The following is a 21,324-nucleotide window of genomic DNA, read 5'->3' on the forward strand; positions in this document are numbered from 1 at the left end:
GTGGCTAGTGATAGGGCAGTTGTGGTTGACGTGTGCAGCGGCTCAGCAGACGCAGTTGTCAGCCCCATTCAAAATCGTGATGGCATTGCCACGTGCCGAGCAAAATATTGAGCAGGCGTTTCGTGATTACTTGCGCAGCCAGCATGTGGATGCGCAAATCCAAGTGGTGCAGTTTTCTGGCTTGATGGAGGATGCAGCGCAATTAGTCACTCAGGTGCAGGCCTTGCAGCCAGATTTGATCTATAGCTGGGGCACGACCACGACACTGGCACTGGCAGGTCAGGTGCATGGCGCCAAGACAGGATTCATCCATCAGACGCCGATTGTGTTTACCGAGGTGACAGACCCGGTGGGGGCAGGCTTGCTGGAGCAATTGAATCCGCCGGATCGCAATCTCACCGGTGTGATTCATGTGGCCCCTGTGGATATTCAGCTCAATGCATTGCTCGCCTATCGACCCTTCAAGCGCATTGGCTATATTGTCAATCCAGCAGAGCCCAATACGCTCTCGATTGCTGAGCGCCTACAAGAATTTGCATTAAAAATGGGCTTCGAGCTATTGGTTGCAACTATTCCTTTGGACGCTGGCGGGCATCCGGATGCGTCAGCTCTGCCATCCTTGATTGGCGGTTTGGCTGCCCAAAGTGCAGATGTGCTCTATATCGGACCTAGTACGTTTTTGGCATTTACCCACAGGGACCTTGTCACGCGCGCAGCACTAGCGCATCGCCTGCCGACGTTTTGCACAACAGAGAGCGTGGTGCGCGAGTCTTTTTGCATGTTCAGTCTGTTTTCAAATGGCGCCAATGTGGGCCGGTTTGCGGCTTTTAAAGCGGTTGATATTCTCACCGGGCGCTTGTCAGTGCAGCAGACTCCTGTGGAGACCCTTCAGCGTTTTTCGCTCTTGATCAATATGCCGGTGGTGCGCTTGCTAGAGCTGTATCCACCTATTTCGCTCTTGAATGTGGCGGAGGTGATTGAATGAGCCAGGCGTCGGACTGCGCCCCAGCACGGGTGAATTTTTGGGCTTGCCTTGAGGTTGGCTGGCGCTGGTGGTTGGTGGCGGTGTTCGCATTGGCGCTGCTAGGCATGCTGCTGCTGAGCGCACAGCGAACGCAGGCTCTGCAATTGCGCCAAGCGCAGTTAGAGGTCGCATTACAGCAATTGCGCGATCGTTTAGAAGTCAATCTGGCTTTGGGCTTTGAGCTGGGCGACAACGCCAATGCACAGGCATTGCTGGAGGATCTATTGGCAGCCGATGCGTCTTTGTTGTCGATCGAGGTGTTTGATGCAACGGCGATTTCACTCTTTAGCACAGACCGTGGTTTGATTGGTGAACAGGTGCCTGGTGTGTGGACGCGCGCAGCGCAGACTTCGCAGCAGCAGGCTTGGCGAGTTCGTGGTGACGATGCGTTCACGATGGGGCTGCCAGTTCGCGGTTCGTTTGGTGAGGTGACGGGGCAGATCAGCATCACATCGGTGCTGCCCGCCCCTGTGTCTCGCTGGCCTGTGTTGTTGAGCGTTGCTCTTGCAATGCTGGTCTCGGTGGGTGTATGGCTGGTGCTCACTGCCGTGCTGTTGCGCCGTGGCGCCAGGCAGCAGGCACAGGCCCAATTGCATGCTGCACAGCAACACCTTAATTTGGTGGACCAGCGTATTGCCCGAGCGTTGCGGCAAATGACGCGCGAGAGTGAGGCATCACATGATGAGCAATAACCGTGTGTGGGCCATCTTGGGTTTGGCTTGCTTGTGTTTGAGCGCGGTGATCTTATTGGCCGTGGCGGCCATGCCGCTGCGCGATCTGGCGATGCGTGAGGCACAAGGGCGCGCCCGCCTGGTAGGCAGTGCTGTCACCGCGCAGATTCAGCATGCGTTGGATCTGAACATTCCTATCCGTGAGCTGGTTGGCATTGAGAGCTTGTTTGAGCAAAACGTACAGAACTTTCCAGATTTGTTGCGCATCGAGTTGCGCGACCGCAGTGGCGATTTGCTGTATGAAGCTGGCCATGCAAGGGCTGGCCTTGGCGCGCCTGGCATTGAAATGCCACTGCATGATCGCCACAGCCAGGCCGGCCAGGTGGTGGTGCACTGGAGAAGCGTGAATCTATCGGATTTTATTCGCAGCAGTGGCCTGCCTTTGTTGGCTTTGCTGGCATTTGCACTGGTATTGCTGCGTGAAGCATTGCGCATGGCCTTGACTTGCTATCCGGCTAGTCGAGAGGCGTTAGTGCGCACAGCATGCATGCGCATTCAGGCGGGGGAGTTGGATTTTGCGATTGCGTCTACCGGGCGCCGCGATTATGACGCGCGTCCGCAATGGTTAGCGGCGCGTTTGCGGCATGTGCGAGAGCAGTATCAGAGGCTAGAGCGGATCACCCTGTCTTTGCTGCGCACCGAGCCCGATGAGCGAATACGCCAAGAATTGGAGCAGGGCTTACAAGATGCGCGCGGAAATGACCGAATTCAGGTGCAGGCGCAGCTGTGGTTAACAGGCGCTGGTGCGCAGGCGCGCCAGCGTTGGCATGGTGTGCTGCTGGGGATGCTTGTCTGGCTGCCGCTGGCGATACCCATCGGTGGTGGCATCAGGCTCATACAAGTGGCGTTGCCTGTGCTGTGCTTGCTGCTTTTGTTGGTGTGGCTGCCCAGTTTGTTAGGCTGGGAGCAAAAAGCAGCATCCCGTGGCATGTTGCTGGGGGGGGTGTTACTGGGTCCTGGGCTGGCCTTGCTGCTGCAAATGGCGTTCGCTCCAGCGTTTTTGAATGGCACGAATCCACAGGTGAACATGGTGCTAATGCTCCAGACAGCATTGGCACTGGGTGCTGGACTTTGGCCTGAAAAGTCCCAGCCGAAGGAGGCGTGCGATGTCTCTTAAGACCCGTATTGCATTGCTGGTGGTTGTGATGGCGTTAGGCATTGGTTCGATGGCTGCCTATGTTTTTTGGTCACGAGACCGTGAACATGAGCGCAACTACCGTGAACTGGTATCGGCATCACAAGCGATCGCATGGAATAAATTGCAGCAGGAAACGGCTGCTGACTTGCAGGACCATCTCAAACAGATGCTGGCAAATCCCGCACTGCCAGAGGCGTTGGCCCATGCCGATATGGAGCGGCTGGACACATTGGTTGCGCCCAGTTTATTCGCCGACGAAAACTTTCGTGTCGATTGGTTCGATCAGCGTCGCGCTTTGCTCAGGTCTAGTTCTCGACTGTTGCAGCAAGACCCATTGGTGGACTTCAACTGGCTTAGTGCCTCGTTGGCGACTGCCGATGTGCGCATAGGCATCAGCCATCCATCCAGGGACAACTACTATCTTGTGGTGACACAGCGTTTTGAGATCAATGGGCAATTCGGTGTGTTGGCGCTGGGCCGTAATTTGAAGCAGTTGCTGCACGATATGAGCTACATCAGTGGTGCAAAGAGTTTTTTAGTGAATTTGCGTGGCCGGGCAGTCGCTGGAACGCAAGCCGCATTGCTCGATGGCGAGCAACTCTCATTCACAGCGCGCATGCCGCGCGTGCAAGAGATTTTCGATCGCCAACAGCGGCGATGGAGGCTCGCTTCACTGCCACTTTTAGGTCCTGATAACAGGCCGATTGGGACCTTGTTATCGGCCTGGGATATTTCCGAGATCTACCGTGAGGAGCGGCGTGAGCAGCTTTTTTTACTCACTGGCTTGGCGCTTGTGATTGCCGCTATGGGTTTGCTGGTCTTTGTGTATCTTGGGCGGGCAATGCAGCCTCTGAATCGATCTGTCGATGTGTTGCAGGCCTTGGCCCATGGAGATTTGCGGGCCGCTCCGGATGAAGATGACCAACGCTTGCCTGCTGAAGCAGGAGCCATTGCAAGAGGGGTCGCGGCGTTGCGTGGAGAGCTGTTGAACTTGCAAGTGCTGCGCGATGAGCGCATTCGGGTGCGCCAGCAACAAGAGCGTTTGATTCGACGAGAACTGCGTACTTTGGCAGATGGTTTGGATAAGGATGCGCGTCAGGAAATTTTGACCGCGCTGGATAGTCCATCGGAGGACTCGGCTGCCAATGACAATACCTTGGCCCGGTTGGCTGCTACGCTGGCGCGTATGTCAGGATTGGTGCTGGCGCAGCAAGACAAGCTCGTGGTGTTGTTGAATCAATTGCGTGAAGCAATGCAGCAACAGGCGGCTTTGCTGAGCCTACGCCAGGAGCTGGAGATTGCACGCACGATGCAATTGTCTATTCTGCCGCGCCAGGCGCCAGAAACCGAGGCGGTTGATGTCTCGACGCTGATGATTCCAGCCAAGGAGGTTGGAGGCGATTTCTACGACTATTTTCTAGTCGATCACAATCGTTTGGCGGTGGTCATTGCAGATGTTTCTGGCAAAGGGATTCCAGCGGCTTTTTTCATGGCCATCTCTCGTACTTTGCTCAAATCGATTGCGCAGTTCCTGTTCAATCCAGCAGAAATCGTCAAGCAGCTCAATGACCAACTGTGCGCTGACAATGAACAAATGATGTTTGTGACATTGTTCTTTGGCATATTTGACTTGGACAGCGGTGATTTTGAATTTGTCAATGCCGGCCACAACCCGCCATTGTTATTGCGCACAGGTGGCGAGGTTGAAGTGCTGCCGCATAGCCAAAACCCGGCGTTGGCGGTGATGGATGGCTTGTCATTCCGTCAGGGCAATCTGCAGATACAGCATGGTGAGACATTGCTGCTTTATACCGATGGCATCACCGAGGCACAAAATCCTGCCGGTGAACTGTTTGGCGATGAGCGTTTGTTGGCATGGGCTCGTCAGGCTAACTTGGACGGCAGCAACAATGTGACTAACAGCTTGCTGAGTGCTGTGCGTGCCTTTGAGAGCAGCGCTGCACAGGCTGACGATATCACTTGCATTGCGTTGCGGCGGCTGGCCTCTCACAGGCTTGCAAAGCCCCCATGCGGAGAGACCGTATGAGCCGCAGCAGGCGCCTTGTACTGCCTCTTATATGTGCCTTGCGCGACTGCGTCGAGACTTTGAACAGGCTCTCAGGCCAGAGCCAGCTCAAGAGCTTCTTCGCGCGACTCCACGACTTGCAAGATAGCCAGAAAACCGCTGATGGCAAAAACTTCCCGGACAGAGGGCTGCATGCCAAACAGCACCAGCTTCGCAGCCGATGCCCGGCTGCGTTTTGCCAGTATCAGTATCACTCGCAGACCAGCGCTGGAGATGTAGCTCAATTGGCTGCAATCGAGTATCAGACGAGAGACACCGCGATCCAGAGTTGCTGCCAGCTCGTTTTCCGCTTCTGCAGCGTTGCCGCTATTGATTTGGCCTTGCAGGGCGATGATTTCGCCGTTTTCAATGGCTTCGTGGGTGAACATAATGGTTAGCTCCAATCGGTAAGTAAATATGCATGAAATGACCAACTCTCGCCAGCTGGGCCACTATACATTGGAGCCAGTGCTGGTTGAAATCGCAGGGGCCATAGAGTGGCTTGAGTCTTTGGCTCAACAGCACGGCTGGTCACAACGCACCCAGTATGGCTTGACACTCAGTGCGGACGAGGCCCTCACCAATATTGTCAGCTACGGTTTTGGTGAGGGCGTGCCCGTAGAGCCAATTTTGCTCACCTGCAGCAGCATGGGTGAGGAGGTCATACTGCGGATTGAAGATGCCGGTGCTGCTTTTGATCCAACACGCCAGACACCGGCTGAATTGGATGCGTTGCTCGCCTCTTTGGAGGATGCTGTTGCGGGTGGGCATGGTTTGCGGCTGATGCTGCATTTCCTCTCGGGCCTTGATTACCAGCGAGCGCAAGGGCGTAATGTGCTGACGCTGCGGATCTTGGCGCAATCCTGAGACAGTGCCAATTTGTCTCTGTACTGAACGGCCTACTGGCTTTCCAAAATGGTTCTTAGCCATTGTGCCGCTTGATGGCTAGAGACAGGCGCATTACCAGATTGTTGTGCATCGCTGAAACGCTCCGCCATACTGAGGTCAATATGCTGCTTGCGGTCGCTATCGAGTTGTGTGTGGTCAAGCCCGAGCTCATGGCAGATTTTGGTGAAACCTGCGCCAGCATTCACAGCAGAGAAATGCAATTCGGTTAGAAAATTGACGCCTTTAAGCACATTTTTACTGGTTGAAGCCATATCCAAAGCCGCAGTGATTGTGCGTGCGGCCAGTGGTTTACCAGGTGCTTGTTGCAAGTCCAGGGCACTGGCAATGGCTTTGGCAATACCGCTTGAATAAGTTTGCTGCAAGGCCTCAACGAAAGCAGAGGTGGTATCAGTCTGGCTGTCTTGCTGCTGTACCCACGCAACCTGTCGTTGGCTCCCAGGCATGCTACCGATTCCATGCACCGTCCACTCTTGACCGTCGTGCTTGAGTATGACTTGCTCATGCACGCTAGCCGCTTCGCGAAAGTTGTCTAGGCCAACGGGAGCAGCGCAGCGACCGGCAGCACTGGTGAAGTCATGTATGTTCAAATAAACCTCTTTAATATGTCTGAAGTATGAAAAATACAAGCATTTCTCTTTTATACAGTCTTTGAGTAACAGCATGTCATCAAGCGTTCCCTTCATTCAAATAATTTATGTTGATGCACCAATTTGGTGCAAATTTGCTTGAAATGTACTTCAAATGTGGCTCAAATTACCCTGTTTCAGGTATATACAGTAAAAGATTGATACATATAATTTTTTAAATGCTTAAGCATTTAAACCCTCAGAATATAGCCCCATCCGTTGAGCGCGCTCGTTGTCAGGAGCATACCTCAGTGGATGAGAGGAACATCTTATTACGTGATCTTGTGGTGGAGCATAGAAGCAAACTCCATCGTTTTATTGTCAAACACATTGGAATGGGCACAGAAGCTGAGGAGCTGACCCAGCAAGCGTTTGTCGAAGCATGCGAAGCCTTTGAGACTTTTCGGGGACAGTCTGAAATATCCACTTGGCTGTATGGCATCGCAATGAATTTGGTGCGCAACTACCTCTCACGATCACCACGGCGACGGTTTGATTTTACTGACGAGTCAGAGTTGTTGGAGATTGCGGCAGAGAACTTAGGCCCTGACGATCAAGCAGAGCAAGTGCAATCCCTGCAATACCTGACAGAAGCCATGCGGGACTTGCCCGCACACATGCGCGAGGTACTGCTGATGATTGCGGTGGACGAGCTGAGCTATGAGCAAGCGTCGGTGCTGCTGTGCGTTCCGGTCGGTACCGTGCGCAGCCGACTCTCTAGAGCGCGCGTTGCATTGCGAGAAAAACTAGCGATCGCTGGCGTGGAGTTGGACTTTTAAATGGCCCCGCAATCACCGGCTCTGGTGCCAGTCAGCGCGCGATCATTACAGCGTTATTTGGACCAATATTCGTTGCTGCAACAACTGCGTTTTCGTATGCTGGAACTGTCCGATGCCCAAGCTGTGATCGAGCTGCGCGCACAGGTATTGGCACAACTGGCTCACCCGGATCAATATGTTGTCGAGCCAGATGAGGAGCAGTTTGTTGCAACACATCTGCACCTGCAGCCACAGCTGGATTCCTGGGGGGCCAGTATTGGAGTTTTTGATGGTTGCCGCTTGGTGGCTTACGCCATGCTAGGTATTCCTAGCAGCTCAGACCCAGAGAACCTGGCCCATCGCGTAGGTGCCCTTGTTACCTTGCCTGGGGCAGCAGCCCATTTGGCTAGTTGCATGGTTCTGCCCAATTACCAAGGACGTCATTTACAGCGCAATCTGCTCCATATTCGCAGCGCATTGGCTAAAGCATGGGGGCGCGACTGTTGTCTCGCCATGGTGTCATTGCACAACCACTCAAGTCGCCATAATTTGATGCGCGAGGGCTTATGTGTGAGCTGGATTGGAGAGATCGATGGACTGCGACGTCAATTGCTAGCCTGTAATCCAATTCAGCCCTGGGCATTTGATATGCGTGGTGCGCAGAAAGTATGTAGTCTTGATTGGCAGTCACAACAAAGCTTGTTGGAGGATGGCTGGTGGGGGGTAAGTAGCGAGCGCGAACCCCATGGCTCCAGCATATGGTTTGCACGCAAATTGTCCTAGCCTGTTTGAATTGGACGCATGTTGCGATTGAGAGGCGGCTTGATAATCCCCTCATAAACCATAGCCCTGAGAAGTAGCACTATGCGGCCATGGGCAGCCGTTGTTTAGGGGTTGATGCTGCCCAAGACCATGTTTGGGTGTTCGTGGGTATATTGCCATATCCACTGGGTAGCATAATCTCGCACCTCACCGAGGTTGCGCCAATGGTACTGTGGCAGCCATTCGTACAGAGATACTCCTTGGCTATTTTTTGGGCTTATTTGAATGTCATTTCCAACTCTGTCCGACAATTTTTTTGCGGCAACTCTGCCGCAACATAAATAAATTTCGTTTTCTTTGGAAAGTAAGAGGCGAGTTAATGCACGGCGTGCTTCTTTTTTGATATATCCCATCGGGTTAAATGGGACTCCGGCACGAATAATCCAATCTTTTCTTTTTGTGCATTTTTGAGATTCGGTAATTATTGTCTCTACTATGCTATAAGTTTCAAGGGTGGCTGTCTTATTGGATAATGATGTACTTGGATAAAGATTTTTAAGAACTTCTTTTATTTCAGATTGTTCCTTGTCAGCAATTTCATTCATGTAGCTATCCTTTTATTTTGATGCTATTTAAAATATATTTGAAATATTTGAGATCGATGTTTTGAATATTTCCAGCTATGATTACATCCGGTTTTTTATTGATTAATATGTAGAATCGATGTTGATTATTTTCACCAAAGGCGAAAAATTCCCCTCCATCAATTTGAGCATGAAAACGATATTCTTTGCTTTCTAATTTGTAGGTGGTAAGGTAGTCACAATAGCTGTCATCTGGTGCGGTAAACATTTTTTTGTAAAAAGATTGAATATTTTCGGCAATATTTGGATCTTCTTGGTAGTCGCCAGTTTTTTCAAAAATAATGATGCCTCGGAGCTCTGTTTTTTCATCTTTTGAAAAAATCAAGGAACCCTCTTCTGTGATGGATATGCTGGTGAAGCCAGATGGTATGCTTAATGAGGCAAGACTGGGGCCGACTGACAAAGAAATCCATGAATCCGTGTTAACGCTGTCTTGTGCATATCGTAAGGGTTCAAATTTTGGGGCTGAACATTGCGCATAGGTCGCACCGGTAAATGTGAAAAACAGCAAAGAAACGCAAGTCTGCTTGAAAATTTGATGGATTTTTATTTTCATGATGAGTGGTCGTTTCTGTAAAATTTTCTGATGGCTGATTTGAGCGTTAACTCTTAGTATCAGGATTTGTAGATTGCTAGCTTCAAAATCATGGAGCCGTGTCGTGGTCTAATGCATTGCACAGACTATCACAGTGAATAATTTTTTGATTAAGAAATGATCAATAAAAGTCAATGCGCGGCTGCAGTGTAATCGGGCAGTTGTTCTGGCTCTGGAATGGTTTGGCTGTTTTTTGTTTGTAATAGGCTCTTTGGGCAATGTGCCAAAGGCCTGAAATTGAGATGTAGGGTGGTGTAGCTCTGCTGCCCACGCAGATTGGATAACCTCAAAGTAGCCAATGGATTTTTCTATAATCGCTGGCATCATTGCATGTCTAAATGCAGCTGGTGTGGGCAGCTGAGCTACATCTGCCGGCATATCCGAATATTTGCTTTGGGTCGAATGCGTTTATCGGAAGTTGGCTCAATATGCAAGAAAAAAGCTCGTTAATCTGATTGAGATGTGTAATGAATATCATTCTTGAAAACAGCCAGCAAGTGGATTGCTATACAGATATGGCAGCAACATTTACCGCTATGCGCGTCAACCCCAGGCACTATGAATGGTTCGTCAGTGATGTTGAGACAAACGGATCGGTGCCGCTATTGAGTCAAGGCAATATATGGATTACAGGTGATGAGCTCGCTGATGTGCTGGAAGCACGCATCCAGTTCATTTGGGCTGTCTTCAGCGCATTCCCAGTTGGCATGCGGATCGCTGTTGAGAAGGCCCCTGTTGCGGACGGAAACCCTTCGTTTTGGCAGCAGCCAAAGCTGCTGCCTCAATTAACGGGCGCGTGCTTTGAAGTCGTGTGTTGGGACTCCTGTGCGACTATTCTGATTGGTGTCTCAGAGGCGCAGGCAGCTGCTTTCTCACGAACATACTTCGATGCAAAGCCTCTTTCATGTAGCGGGGATGGATTTTAAACACCCAATGGCTTTTTCAAAACGACGTGCACGGCCCCTTTCCAAGCGGCTGCTGGCGCGGGCATCAGAGCCGAGTTACCTAATGCCCCCATGTCTGCTTCGGTCGATTGCAGCGAAGATGGCGACTCCAATCAGCCAAAACCAGCCAGTCAGCGCTGCTATCGACCGATGGGGAATTCCTTTGAAAATATGGCGGTCTTGGCCAACCGATCAGCCCTGTGGCCACAAAATCAATTGGGTGTTGCGGAAGGTTGCAATCAGCGCGTTATCACTATCGCGCCGAACCTCAGCATCCCACACCTGGGTCGTTCGCCCTCTATGAACAGGGCGTGCTGTGCAGGTCACGGTACCTTCTCGAGCCGTGCCTAGCAGGTTGTTCTTGAGCTCCATGGTGGTGAATCCACTGGCGCCAGCTGGCAAGTTGCGAACGGTTCCATAGCCACAGCAGGTATCCGCTAGTGAAGTAACGGTTCCTGCATGCAAATAGCCGTTCCAGGCTCCCAAGGCACGCCGTACCTCTAGCGTGGCTACCACTTCATCGAGCTCGACTTTGATAAAGCATATACCCAGCAAGCCAGGCAGGTAATCCGCACCCGCAGCATTCCATTCTCCCAATGTGGCTGGAGTAGCAATGTTCATCATGATTCCTTTTGGCATGGGGGCACGCCTTCGGCATGCACAAAGTTGAATGCACGGCAGTCCGTGATGCTTCCTGATAACCCGAAGTTGGACTTTTTGCATTTTCTCTGTGATTGGCTTTGCGGATTGTCCGCAACGCGACTAAGGGCTCAAGCGCTTGAGGCAGCATCAGCGGCACAGAGGGGCAGCCCAGCTGCTGCACTGTGCAACTACACACAGAATAGCGTCGCGGGATTGTTCAGTGAGGTTGGCGGGCAGTAGTTGGCTTTGCCTGAAAATGGTATTGGGGCATTTACCCAACCAGTCCCAATTTTCGCGCAATGGCCACTGCCTGTGTTCGACTGCCTGTACCCAGTTTGCGGTTGATGTGGCGCAAATGGGTGCGTACGGTGCTGTCGCTGACGAATAACTTTTCTGCCATGGCGCTATTGGAATAGCCTTCGGCCAGCAACGTGAGGATGCGCAGCTCTTTGCGGGTCAGTTGCTCAAGTGCAGGGACGGCCTGGCTGTCTGGATTGTGGGTGGGGTCTTCGGGCAATGAGCCAAAGGCTTGTACCAGGCGATTGAGCGTTGCGGTTTGCAGTGGGTCGCTGGCCCACGGCAGGCGCAGCCTGTGTTCTGTGCCCATTTGTTGGCAGCGCTTGAGCCATTGGCCCATGGCCGGGCCTTCGTCCAACACCAGGCGCACATAGCCTTCGTGGGCGATGGTGGGCAGTATTTGGCCCAGCAGGGCTGCGGCGTCAGTTGGGCGCTGGCTGTTGGCCAAGGCCAGGCTGCGCAGCAATTGCAGCAGCAGTGTGCGGCGTTCGCGGCGCTGGGTGTGGGCGCGTTGGATTTCTGGGCCCAGCAGGGCCAGGGCCTGTTCTGGGCAGCCAAAATGCAGTTGCCAGCGGATTTCGGCCAATGCCGGGTATTCGGTTTCGTGGGCGAACCAGCGTTCGTGCGGCTCGCGCTCCCAGGTGGGGCCTTGCTGGGCTTGCTGCAAGGCTTGGCGTGCGGCATGGGCATTGCCTTGCCGCAAGTAGATGTGGGCGCGTTCCAGGTGGGCGGCGGCACACACGCGGGGGATTTGGCGGCGGTGGCCTAGAAATTCCAGCTCGATCAGCACGGCTTGCGCCAGGTCCACATCGCCTTGCTCAAACGCCATACGGGCGCGCATCGCGTAGCTGAGCACCATGTGGTCGGGCAAGCCCACTTCACGCGCTAACGGCAGGTAGACATTGAGCAATTGTTCAGCGCGCAGCCACTGCTGGCTTTCATAAACGGTGTAGGCATAAAACACGCCAGCCCAGGCATTGCCTTGCAGCTGGTTGCTGTGGCCTGCGTGGCTGGCGTCAACTGCCAGCCGGAAACGCGCAGCGGCTTGGCGTAGTCGGCCCGCTTGCAGGTCAAGCAAGCCTTCGGTGGCTTCGGTGTACATGTGCAAAAAGCGGCTGCCCTGCTGGCTGTGCGTGCGGGCGGTTTGCAGCAGCGCACGCGCCGCTGTGCTGCCTTGCAGCGTGTAGCTCAGATGCGCCATGGTTGTGAGCAAGGTGCCGGTGATGAAAGGTGTGCCCTGCGGCAAGGCACGCAGGCTGACGCGGCCCAATGCCAGCGCTTCCTGGTTGCGGTCTTGCATCAGCCGCAGCGTCGGCCACAGTGCGGCGGCGTGGGCTGTGAGTTCTGGGTGGCCGGGGTGCTGTTGCAGGGCAGCGCGTAGCAAGGTTTCGGCACGTGCTGGGCCGTGGCTTAAGCAGGTGGCCCAAACGGCTGCGGCGTGCAGGCGGGGGTGGGGCGCGAGCATGGCTTGGGGAATGCGCGTCAACCAGCGGGCCAGCAAGCGCATGCGGCCTTGTTGCAGAAAGTCGTCTACATGGCGCTCCAGCATGCGCAGTGCGCCTGCATGGTCTTGGGCTTCGAGTGCGTGGTCCATCGCGGCAACGGCCTGGCTATGCACTTCAAACCAGGCCGAGGCAGTGGCATGCAGGCGCTTGAATGCTTGGGGTTGCTGCGCTTGCAGTTGGGTGCGCAAGTAATCAGCCAGCAGGCTGTGGCTGCGCCAGCTGTCTTCTTCTTGTGTTTGCGGGCTGAGCAGCAAAGCCGAGTTTTGCAGCTGACTCAGCATTGCCTGGCAGTCAAGCTGCGGCAGCAATACCTGGCAGATTGCGGGCTGGAGTTGGCGCAGGATGCTGGTTGTGCGCAGAAACTCCTGCATGGCCGGGCTTTGGCCTTGCAGCACCTCTTCGGCCAAGTACTCGGCCATGGCCCGCTCTGAGCCGGAAAAACGCGCCACAAATTGCTCTGCATTGCTGCTGCGGGCCATCGCGATGCACGCCAACCGCAGGGCGGCAGCCCAGCCTTCGGTGCGTGCATGCAGTTCCTGCACGGTGGAAAAACTGGGCTCTTGCGGGCAAGCCATGCGCACAAAGGCCTGGGTTTCGCTGAGCGTCAAGCGCAGGTCATCGGCGTTCAGGCCAAGCAGCTGGCCCCGGCTGCGCAGGCGTGCCAGGCCCAGTTGCGGCAGGTTGCGTGTGGCAATGAACACGCGGCTATGCGGTGGCAGTTGCGCAATGATGGCGCGCACAATCCCCAGCACGGCGGGTTCATGCACATGTTCGAATTCGTCCAGAAACAGCGCAAATGGCGCGGCGGCCTGTTGCCAAGGCAGTGCGGCATCAAACACGGTGGCGTTGGGCACTGCGGCCAGGCCGATTTGGTTGGCCGCTTGCTCCAGGCACAGCGTGAAACGGGCCACGTCGTTGTCGCTGCGGTCAAGGTTCAGCCAGGCGCAGGCCAGGCCGGTTTGTTTCAGCTGTGCACGCGCTTGGTGCAGCAGCGTCGTTTTACCAAAGCCTGCCGGCGCATGCAGCAGCACCAGCTGGCCTGCGCTGGCTTGCAACTGCGCCTGCAAGGCCGTGCGTGGGAGGAGGGTGCTGTGCTCGGCTGGTGGGCTGTGTTTGGCGCTCAGGGGAGCGCTGCGTGCGTGGCCAGCAGCCAGTGCCGCCCGCCTTGCCAAGGTCGCGCTGTGGTAGAGGGCGGTGGATGGCTGCATGGTGTGAGCACTCCTTGTCGTTATCCTATTGCCTTGGCTCACAATGCCAAAGCACTGGCCACGCGCAAACGCTCGCGGCACTGGCTGACAATGCGCTCAATCAACTCAGCGCAGGTCGGTACGTCATCAATCAGGCCAATGACCTGACCGGCCCAGACCAGGCCCGCGTCCACGTCGCCGCTTTGCAGGGCACCACGGCCGCGCTGGCCTGCGACCAGCGGCTGGATATCGGCAAACGCGCAACCGCCGGGGCGGCGCTCCGTGGTGACAACTTCATTGGAAATGGCGTTTTTGAGCACGCGGCCGGTGTTGCGCATGGTGCGGAAAATCAGGTGGGTGTCGCACTCATTGGCATTGACCAGCGCTTGTTTGATGGCTGGGTGGATCGGCGCTTCTTGTGTAGCGCAAAAACGTGTGCCCATGTTGATGCCTTCGGCCCCCAATGCGAAAGCAGCTGCCATGCCCCGGCCATCGGCAATGCCGCCCGAGGCAACGATGGGAATGCGCAGGACGCGTGCCGCTGCAGGGACCAAGACCAGCGCACCCACATCGTCTTCGCCGGGATGGCCAGCGCACTCAAAACCGTCAATGCTGATCGCATCCACGCCGCTGCGCTCGGCTGAGAGTGCATGGCGCACGCTGGTGCATTTGTGCACGATCTTGACCTCGTGGCGCTTGAGCAGATCGATGAATTCCTTGGGGTTGTTGCCTGCTGTTTCTATGACTTTGACGCCGCCATCAATCACGGCTTGGATGTAGTCTGCATATGGCGGTGGCTTGACCGAGGGCAATATGGTCACATTCACGCCAAACGGCTGGTCAGTCATATTGCGGCAGCGCTGGATTTCAGCGGCCAGTGCGTCGGGCGTGGGCTGGGTCAGGGCTGTCAGCACGCCCAGCCCGCCTGCGTTGGAGACGGCAGCCGCCAGCTCGGCCGTGCCGACCCATTGCATGCCGCCTTGCATGATCGGGTAGCGGGTTTTCAAGAGATCGGTGATGCGTGTTTGCATGGTGTCATTTTGCTGCTGTTATTGGCCTTGAAACTGGGCTGGGCGTTTGTCTAAAAAGGCCGTGATGCCTTCTTTGAAGTCGGCCGTCGCTGCGCAGCGTACAAAGCCTTCGGCCTCTGCTTGCAAATGGTTGCTCAGGTCGTTGTGCAATGCGCGCCGCACCAGGCGTTTGAGCTGGCCCAGTGCGACAGTGGGGCCGTTGGCAAAGCGCTCGGCCACTTGTTGGCTAAACGCTTCTAGCCCATCAGCTGGCAGTACGCGGTTGACCAGGCCCAGGCGCAGGGCTTCTTCGGCATTGATGGGTTCTGCCATCAGCACAATCTCCATGGCTTTGCGCAGCCCCACCATATGGGCCAGGCCCCAGGTGGTCGAGCAGTCGCTGCTGGCACCTATCAACGGGTAGGCAATTGCCAGCTTGGTGTTGTCGGCCGCAAAGACCAGGTCACAGCCAAGCATGACACCCAGGCCTCCGCCAGCGACTGCACCTTGCACGCTGGCAATGACGGGCACCGGCAGTTGCGCGAGCAGCTCCAGGCCGCCATGCATGCCGCTGATGAGTTCGTGCGCGACTGCTGTCGGGTCGCCTTGCATGGCGCCCAGGTCGCCACCGGCCATAAAGGCGCGGCCTGCAGCCGTGATGCGCACCACGCGCACTTGCGCATCGGCACATATGTCCTGGCAGGCCTGGTGAAAGGCTTTGGCAGTGGCCACATCAATGGCGTTGAGTGCCTCGGGGCGGTTGAAGCGGATATGCGCAATGCCGCCATCGCGCCACCACAGCACAGGGCCGTTGGGGTCGACAGTTGGGGGATAGCTTGTCATGGGGTGTCCTTGAATGTGTTGCTTCGGTGGTTGGAGTCAGCAGGTTTGAAGCCATGGTGCGTGGCGCAACGGGCGGCTTGGTGGTGCGCCAGTGGGTTGAAGCAATAATCTGCGTTCGTGCCCAAACGGCCCTTGGTAGGGTGTTTCAGCAGCTCAATCACCGCGCTTGGGCACTCGCTCCGGTGGGCCAGGTCTTGCCATGGCTGGTTCAGTGCAAGCACTCCGTGGTCCAGCAATGTGCGCAACTGGCGCGGCAGGCCCAATTGTTTGTCGCTGCATTGGAAATCCATGGTGTGTCCTTGTGCGAGCAATTGGCTGGCATGCTTATTGAGGCTAAGCGCCGCAAATCGCATCCAAACCACGGCGTGCAAATGCGCGGCTGAGCGGGCCAACCTCGGCGGCGTTGTCCGAGCTGGCATTGCCACTGCGGGCGCGGGCGGCAATGCCTTCAAAAATGACGGCCCAGCGCATCAGCGCAAAGGCGGTGTGGAAGGTGCTGGCGCGTTGGCCGTGCTGGGCCTTGGCGTAATAACGCGCCAGGTAGTGCGCTTCATCAGGGATGCCCAGCGCCTGCCAGTCCAAGCCCAAAATGCCGCCGTATTCCTCGGGCGTGGTGCGCCAGGCGCTGGTGTTGAAGGCCACATCGGCCAGCGGATTGCCCAGCGTGGACAGCTCCCAGTCCAGTACCGCGACCACGCGGGGCTCGGTGGGGTGAAACAGCAGGTTGTTGAGCTTGAAGTCACCATGGGCAATTGTGGTGATGTCGTCTGGCGGCTGGTGCGTATCCAGCCATTGCAGCAACTGGGCAATATCGCCACCTTCAGTACCGGCTTGGCGGGACATCTCCCATTGCTGGCGCCAGCGGCGCAACTGGCGGGCAAAAAAACCATCGTGCTTGCCAAAGTCGGCCAGTCCTGCGGCGCGCCAATCGACGTTGTGCAACTGCGCCATCGTGTCGGCCATGGCGAAATAAATCGCCTGTCGCTCAGCCGGCGCCATGCCGGGCAAGCTGGCGTCGTTGAACACACGGCCGGGCACTTTGTCCATCAGGTAAAAGGCGGTGCCCAGCACGTCGGGCTCAGCGTGGTAGAGCACCATGTTGGGCACAGGCAAGCCTGTTCCATCGAGCGCTTGCATTACGCGGTATTCGCGCTCGATCGCGTGGGCGGAAGGCAGCAGCGGCCCGGCTGGCTTTTTGCGCAGCACCATGCTGCGGTTGTCAAAGTGCACAAAATAGGTGGGGTTCGATTGCCCGCCAGCAATTTTCTCCAGCCGCATTGCGCCTTCGAGGCCTGGCACATGCTGCTGTAAAAATTGCTTTAACCGAGGCGCGGAGAATGCATTGGATGCCATGCCGCCCCCTTCAGGTGATGGCACGCGTTGCGTCGCGCTTGATCGAGAGAATGCCCATTAAGCCCACCGCCGCCGCCGCGATGACAAACAGCGCTGGCGAGAGCTTGTTGCCGGTCAACTGCACCAACTGCACCGCCACATAGGGGGCAGTGCCGCCGGCAATGATTACGCCAAAATTCCAGCCACTGGCCACGCCCGTGTAGCGGTACTGCGGCTCAAACAGCAAAGGCAGTAAGGTGTAGGCGCTGACCTGGGTCGCCACGGTATTGAGCATCAAGACGATGTAGGCAAGAGTGGCAATGGCCAGGCCCTGGTCCATCAAGGCCATCATCGGTACAGTCAGCACGATGTAGCCAATCAGGCCGATCAGCATCAGCTTGCGCAGGCCAATGCGGTCACCGATATAACCGCCCAGCGGCATCAAAATAGCCGAGATGCCAATGGCCAAGGTGGCAATCCAGTACACGCTGCTGCGCGGGTAGCCCAGCTGCGTGATCAGGTGGATACTCATATAGGTCAGGCCAATATAGGCCGTGCCATTCGTGGCGGCGCTGATCGCGGTCGATTGCAGCAAGGCCTTGGGTTGCTTGCGAAACAGCTCGCCTATGGGCGAATGCTCTTTTTTCTTGGTCTCGTTCTGGTAGGTTTCCTTGACGCGGGTGCGGGCCCAAATGCACAGCAAGGTCAGCGGAAAGGCCAGCAAGAAGGGAATGCGCCAGCCCCAGCTGCTCATTTGCTCGGGCGTGGTCAGCATGCTGACGGTGCCGGCCACGGCTGCTGCCAGGGCAAAACCGCCGGTCGAGCCCATCGGTGTGAATGCACCAAACGTGGCCTTGAGATGCTTGGGGGTCGATTCAGAGATGAACGTGGCAGAGCCTCCCACTTCGCCCCCGGCTGAAAAGCCCTGCAGCAAGCGCACCAGCACCAGCAAACCAGTGGCCCAGTAACCTGCTTGCTCAAATGTGGGCAAAACCCCCATCAAGGTACTGCCAACGCCCATGCACACCAAGGTGCCCAGCAAGGCATTTTTGCGGCCGTATTTGTCACCAATATGGCCAAATACAATGCCGCCCAGCGGCCGTATCACGTAGGCCGTACCAAATACCGCCAGCGCGGCCAGCAGCGATACCGTGGGGTCGCCACTGGGGAAGAACAAGGGGGCTATCACCACGGCCATATAGCCGTACAGGCTGAAGTCGTAGTATTCAATCAGGGTGCCGACAAAGCCCGAGGTGGCGGCGCGTTTGGTGTCGGCAGAGGCGGGGGCTGGGCTGCTCGCATAAGACTCGCTGTGAGAGGCCGTGGGCGCAATGCTGGTCGTCATAGGTATCCTCTGGTGGTGCGTGCTTGTGTCTGGTCTGCAAGCACAGTTTTTAGGCAAAGCTAGCGCCTCACCAGGGCCTGATTCATGAAGAATTCAGGCCTTGGTGTGGCTGCACGAGGGGGAGTCGCTGGGGTGTGCGCCGCTTTATCGCAGGCTGCGGCGCAGGATTTTTCCGGTCACGGTTTTGGGCAACTCGTCAACGATGCTGACGATGCGCGGGTATTTGTAGGCTGCCATCTGGGCCTTGCAATGGGCCATCAAGTCCTCAGGGCTCACGTCTGCGCCGGGTTTGAGCGACACCACGGCCTTGACGGTTTCGCCCCGGTAATCATCGGGCACACCAATCACCGCTGCCTCGCGCACGGCCGGGTGGCTGTAGAGCACGTCTTCCACTTCACGCGGCCAGACCTTGTAGCCGCCGGCATTGATCATGTCTTTCTTGCGATCGACTAAGTAAAACCAGCCATCGCCATCCATAAAGCCCACATCGCCGGTGCGCAGCCGCCCATCGGGGATGGCAGCCGTTGTGGCGTCGGGCATATTCCAGTAGCCGCGCATCACTTGCGGGCCACGGTCGACAATCTCGCCTACCTCGCCTAGTGTTGCGGCCTGGCCTTCGTCATTGAGAATCCAGACCGTGGTGTTGAACACCGGCACGCCAATCGACAAGGCACCCGAATGCGGGTCCACCGGTGCGCGCTTGCCTAGCGGCACCAGGTGCGTGGGCGAGGCGGTTTCGGTCATGCCAAAGGCGTTATGGATGTACTGGCCAGAGAATTTTTCAAACTCGGCATTGGTGGCCGGTGAAATCGGTGCGCCACCGGAGTAAATCGCCCTGAAGCTGGCAAAGTCGTCCTTGCGCGCCTGCGGTGTGTTCATCAGGCTGATGAAGGCCGTGATCGCGCCAATCGTGAAGGTCGGGCGGTGCATGCGCAATGTGTCGAGCATGCTCTCGGGCTGAAAGCGATGCGCCAAAATCAACGGGCAACCCACTAACATGGCCAGCGACAAATGCGCAACCGAGCCCGTGATATGGAACAGCGGCGCCAGACCCAGAATGCGGTCTTGCGGCGTCAAGCCCAGCCAGTCGCGGTAGGTTTGGGCATTGAAGGCGAGGTTGCCATGCGTATTCATGGCCCCTTTGGGGTTGCCGGTGGTGCCCGAGGTGTAGGTCAGTAAGGCCACATCGTCAGCGCCCAGTGTTGGCCTTGGCAGTGTGGTATCAACGGGTGTGTCGATGAGGTGCTGCAAGTCCAGCACACCATCGGGAGCACTCAGGCGCTCGCCCAGTGCAAACACGCGGGCATCATCCAGGCTTTGGCCATCGCGGGCCGCGCAAGTGATGACGGTGGCCACTTGCGGGGTGTCGTTGGCGATCACATCGCGGGCCACATCCAGGTACAACTGGTCCAGGCACAGCAGCGCGGTGGCGCCTGAGTCTTGCAGCACATGGCGCAGTTCGCGGGCCTTGTTCATTGGGTTGATGCAAACGCCAATCGCACCCAGCTTCCAGGCGGCCAGCAGGCCAATTACAAACGCCGGGTTGTTTTGCGTATACAACCCCAGCCGGTCACCCGCACCAAAGCCCCGGCTATGCAGTGCGACGGCCAGCCGCTGTGCGGCCTGGTCCAGGCCTTGTTGGCTTAGCTTGCCATCAAAGTACAGCAAGGCCGTGGCCTCGGGGTCGCGCTGCAAGCTCGCTTCAAAGGCCGCCAGCATATGGCTGAATTGCGGGGTGATTTCTGCTGGCTGCTTGGGGGGGTACAAGGCCAGCCAGGGTTTTTGTTCGTACAAACTGCTGGCGTTCATTTGATCACCACTGGGTTAACGGGCGAGCCAGACGCACGGTGGATTTTCAAGGGCGCTGCCACGTACAAGAAGGCGTATTGCCCGTCTTTGGCGCAGCTTTCGGCCAGGCGCTCCAGGTCGCAAATCTCGGTCAATGTCACGCCCAGGTTGCGCATCAAGGCACAGTGCAAGGGCAGGGCCACGCCAGTGGCGGGGTCGTAGGTGACCTCGTTGGCAATCGTGTCGGTGACCAGGTTGGGGATTTGTTTGTCATGGAACCACTGCACCAGCTCTTTGGAGAAGCACAGCCCAGGCTCGCAAAAGTCGGTGTAGAAGGTCTTCGGATCTTCAAAGAACCGCGCGAGGAAATTGGTGCGCACAATCAGAATATCGCTGGGCTCAATCGTGATGCCCTGGGCCTTGGCGCAGGCCTCCAGGTCTTCGTGCGTGAAGGTCTCGGCCTTGTCCAGGCTGGTTTTGCCACGGTGGCGCGCCATGTCCAGCAGCACGCCGCGCCCGACAATGCCGCGCTCGCCCAGCGGCTCAACGCTGGCTTTGTCCAGGCCACCAACGGTGGTGCGGGCGTCGTAGCCATTCCAGATTTTGCCGTCATACCATACATGACCAAGCGCATCGTACTGGGTGGAGCCTTGCAGGAAGGCATCGATCTTGTCATCGGCATAGTGCAGGCCGCCGGGAAACTGCGGTGCATCGTCGGTATCCCAGGTGGATTCGTCCATCACCATCGAGCGCACCGCCGGTTCGCGGCCCGGCCAGACCGGGTCGCCCTTGGGGTCACCAATCAGGCGCTGCAAGGTAATCACCTCGCCCTTGCGGATGTGCTTGACACCGCGCAGCACCTGCTCGGGCGTCAGGTAGTTCAGCGAGCCGACTTCATCGTCTGGGCCCCAGCGGCCCCAGTTGTTGGGCGTGTCTTTGAGGAATTCGGCCATGGCCGGTACATCGTGCTCGTGGTGGTGGTGTCCCATGTTTGTCTCCTTGCGTTATGAATTGGAATTCCGAAAGTGACGCTGCGTTGGGAGCAGTGCAGTACGCTGGCCTTCGCCTGTATGGCTGCATTGGCACTTGGTCAGCGCGCTCGCCCATGTCCCTGACGCATGCCTATGGTCAGCGATAAATGCCCAAACCCGCCCCCCCAAATAGGGTGGGTGGGGTTTT

The 21,324-nt window shown here is 56.6% G+C and carries 21 protein-coding genes; 8 read left to right on the forward strand and 13 right to left on the reverse strand.

What is annotated here, in order from left to right; translation table 11 throughout:
• Positions 1–79: 79 nt before the first annotated feature.
• Genes E8K88_RS14680 through E8K88_RS14695 form a run of 4 tightly spaced genes read left to right on the forward strand, consistent with a single transcriptional unit; the run spans position 80 to position 4,940 of the window.
• Positions 80–985 (forward strand): ABC transporter substrate-binding protein, encoded by a 906-nt coding sequence (locus tag E8K88_RS14680; RefSeq protein ID WP_168797351.1) that lies wholly within the window; start codon positions 80–82, stop codon positions 983–985.
• Positions 982–1,716, forward strand: coding sequence for a hypothetical protein (locus tag E8K88_RS14685; RefSeq protein WP_136407430.1), 735 nt, complete (start codon positions 982–984; stop codon positions 1,714–1,716). The genes E8K88_RS14680 and E8K88_RS14685 overlap by 4 nt, the downstream gene beginning before the upstream one ends.
• Positions 1,703–2,872, forward strand: coding sequence for a hypothetical protein (locus E8K88_RS14690; protein ID WP_136407431.1), 1,170 nt, complete (start codon positions 1,703–1,705; stop codon positions 2,870–2,872). Before E8K88_RS14685 ends, E8K88_RS14690 begins: the two co-directional genes overlap by 14 nt.
• Positions 2,862–4,940, forward strand: a complete 2,079-nt coding sequence (locus E8K88_RS14695) for a PP2C family protein-serine/threonine phosphatase (protein WP_136407432.1) — start codon at positions 2,862–2,864, stop codon at positions 4,938–4,940. The genes E8K88_RS14690 and E8K88_RS14695 overlap by 11 nt, the downstream gene beginning before the upstream one ends.
• A 71-nt stretch (positions 4,941–5,011) precedes the next feature.
• Here E8K88_RS14695 and E8K88_RS14700 read toward each other — a convergent pair whose 3' ends face one another.
• Complete coding sequence (locus E8K88_RS14700; RefSeq protein WP_136407433.1) at positions 5,012–5,347, reverse strand: STAS domain-containing protein; 336 nt, start codon at positions 5,345–5,347, stop codon at positions 5,012–5,014.
• 37 nt (positions 5,348–5,384) lie between these two features.
• On the opposite strand from E8K88_RS14700, the gene E8K88_RS14705 reads away from it, so the two are divergent.
• On the forward strand, positions 5,385–5,825 hold the full coding sequence (locus tag E8K88_RS14705) for an ATP-binding protein (RefSeq protein ID WP_136407434.1): 441 nt from the start codon (positions 5,385–5,387) through the stop codon (positions 5,823–5,825).
• Between the two features lie 32 nt (positions 5,826–5,857).
• Here E8K88_RS14705 and E8K88_RS14710 read toward each other — a convergent pair whose 3' ends face one another.
• Positions 5,858–6,454: a BspR family type III secretion system anti-sigma factor gene (locus tag E8K88_RS14710; RefSeq protein WP_136407435.1), complete on the reverse strand. Its 597-nt coding sequence runs from the start codon at positions 6,452–6,454 to the stop codon at positions 5,858–5,860.
• 290 nt (positions 6,455–6,744) lie between these two features.
• Here E8K88_RS14710 and E8K88_RS14715 point away from each other — a divergent pair, with 290 nt between their 5' ends.
• Together E8K88_RS14715 and E8K88_RS14720 are read left to right on the forward strand one after the other, a co-directional pair.
• On the forward strand, positions 6,745–7,272 hold the full coding sequence (locus E8K88_RS14715) for an RNA polymerase sigma factor (protein ID WP_240754550.1): 528 nt from the start codon (positions 6,745–6,747) through the stop codon (positions 7,270–7,272).
• Positions 7,273–8,034, forward strand: coding sequence for a hypothetical protein (locus E8K88_RS14720; RefSeq protein WP_136407437.1), 762 nt, complete (start codon positions 7,273–7,275; stop codon positions 8,032–8,034).
• Between the two features lie 104 nt (positions 8,035–8,138).
• Here E8K88_RS14720 and E8K88_RS18630 read toward each other — a convergent pair whose 3' ends face one another.
• Together E8K88_RS18630 and E8K88_RS14730 are read right to left on the reverse strand one after the other, a co-directional pair.
• Complete coding sequence (locus E8K88_RS18630) at positions 8,139–8,618, reverse strand: transposase (RefSeq protein ID WP_136407438.1); 480 nt, start codon at positions 8,616–8,618, stop codon at positions 8,139–8,141.
• 4 nt (positions 8,619–8,622) lie between these two features.
• A complete protein-coding gene (locus tag E8K88_RS14730) occupies positions 8,623–9,213 on the reverse strand; it encodes a hypothetical protein (RefSeq protein ID WP_136407439.1) in 591 nt (196 codons plus the stop codon).
• Between the two features lie 506 nt (positions 9,214–9,719).
• On the opposite strand from E8K88_RS14730, the gene E8K88_RS14735 reads away from it, so the two are divergent.
• Positions 9,720–10,178: a hypothetical protein gene (locus E8K88_RS14735; RefSeq protein ID WP_205880099.1), complete on the forward strand. Its 459-nt coding sequence runs from the start codon at positions 9,720–9,722 to the stop codon at positions 10,176–10,178.
• A gap of 210 nt (positions 10,179–10,388) precedes the next feature.
• Here the strand turns inward: E8K88_RS14735 and E8K88_RS14740 are convergent, their stop codons facing one another.
• The 9 genes from E8K88_RS14740 to E8K88_RS14780 all read right to left on the reverse strand — a co-directional run bounded on the left by E8K88_RS14740 (position 10,389) and on the right by E8K88_RS14780 (position 21,134).
• Positions 10,389–10,817 carry a PaaI family thioesterase gene (locus tag E8K88_RS14740; RefSeq protein ID WP_136407461.1) on the reverse strand — a complete coding sequence of 143 codons (429 nt, stop codon included), beginning with the start codon at positions 10,815–10,817 and terminating at the stop codon, positions 10,389–10,391.
• Between the two features lie 292 nt (positions 10,818–11,109).
• The gene (locus E8K88_RS14745) at positions 11,110–13,848 is read right to left on the reverse strand and encodes a winged helix-turn-helix domain-containing protein (protein WP_136407440.1); all 2,739 of its coding nucleotides are present in this window, start codon (positions 13,846–13,848) and stop codon (positions 11,110–11,112) included.
• A 38-nt stretch (positions 13,849–13,886) separates the two neighbouring features.
• Positions 13,887–14,858: an NAD(P)H-dependent flavin oxidoreductase gene (locus E8K88_RS14750; protein ID WP_136407441.1), complete on the reverse strand. Its 972-nt coding sequence runs from the start codon at positions 14,856–14,858 to the stop codon at positions 13,887–13,889.
• A gap of 18 nt (positions 14,859–14,876) precedes the next feature.
• Positions 14,877–15,680: an enoyl-CoA hydratase/isomerase family protein gene (locus E8K88_RS14755; RefSeq protein ID WP_136407442.1), complete on the reverse strand. Its 804-nt coding sequence runs from the start codon at positions 15,678–15,680 to the stop codon at positions 14,877–14,879.
• Positions 15,677–15,970: a hypothetical protein gene (locus E8K88_RS14760; protein WP_136407443.1), complete on the reverse strand. Its 294-nt coding sequence runs from the start codon at positions 15,968–15,970 to the stop codon at positions 15,677–15,679. The genes E8K88_RS14755 and E8K88_RS14760 overlap by 4 nt, the downstream gene beginning before the upstream one ends.
• 43 nt (positions 15,971–16,013) lie before the next feature.
• On the reverse strand, positions 16,014–17,033 hold the full coding sequence (locus E8K88_RS14765) for a phosphotransferase family protein (RefSeq protein WP_136407444.1): 1,020 nt from the start codon (positions 17,031–17,033) through the stop codon (positions 16,014–16,016).
• 10 nt (positions 17,034–17,043) lie between these two features.
• On the reverse strand, positions 17,044–18,357 hold the full coding sequence (locus E8K88_RS14770) for an MFS transporter (protein WP_136407445.1): 1,314 nt from the start codon (positions 18,355–18,357) through the stop codon (positions 17,044–17,046).
• A gap of 144 nt (positions 18,358–18,501) precedes the next feature.
• The gene (locus E8K88_RS14775; RefSeq protein WP_136407446.1) at positions 18,502–20,166 is read right to left on the reverse strand and encodes an AMP-binding protein; all 1,665 of its coding nucleotides are present in this window, start codon (positions 20,164–20,166) and stop codon (positions 18,502–18,504) included.
• Positions 20,163–21,134 (reverse strand): cyclase family protein, encoded by a 972-nt coding sequence (locus tag E8K88_RS14780; RefSeq protein WP_136407447.1) that lies wholly within the window; start codon positions 21,132–21,134, stop codon positions 20,163–20,165. The genes E8K88_RS14775 and E8K88_RS14780 overlap by 4 nt, the downstream gene beginning before the upstream one ends.
• Between the last annotated feature and the right edge of the window lie 190 nt (positions 21,135–21,324).

The organism is Lampropedia aestuarii (assembly GCF_004803635.1).
Classification (GTDB): Bacteria; Pseudomonadota; Gammaproteobacteria; order Burkholderiales; family Burkholderiaceae_C; genus Lampropedia; species Lampropedia aestuarii.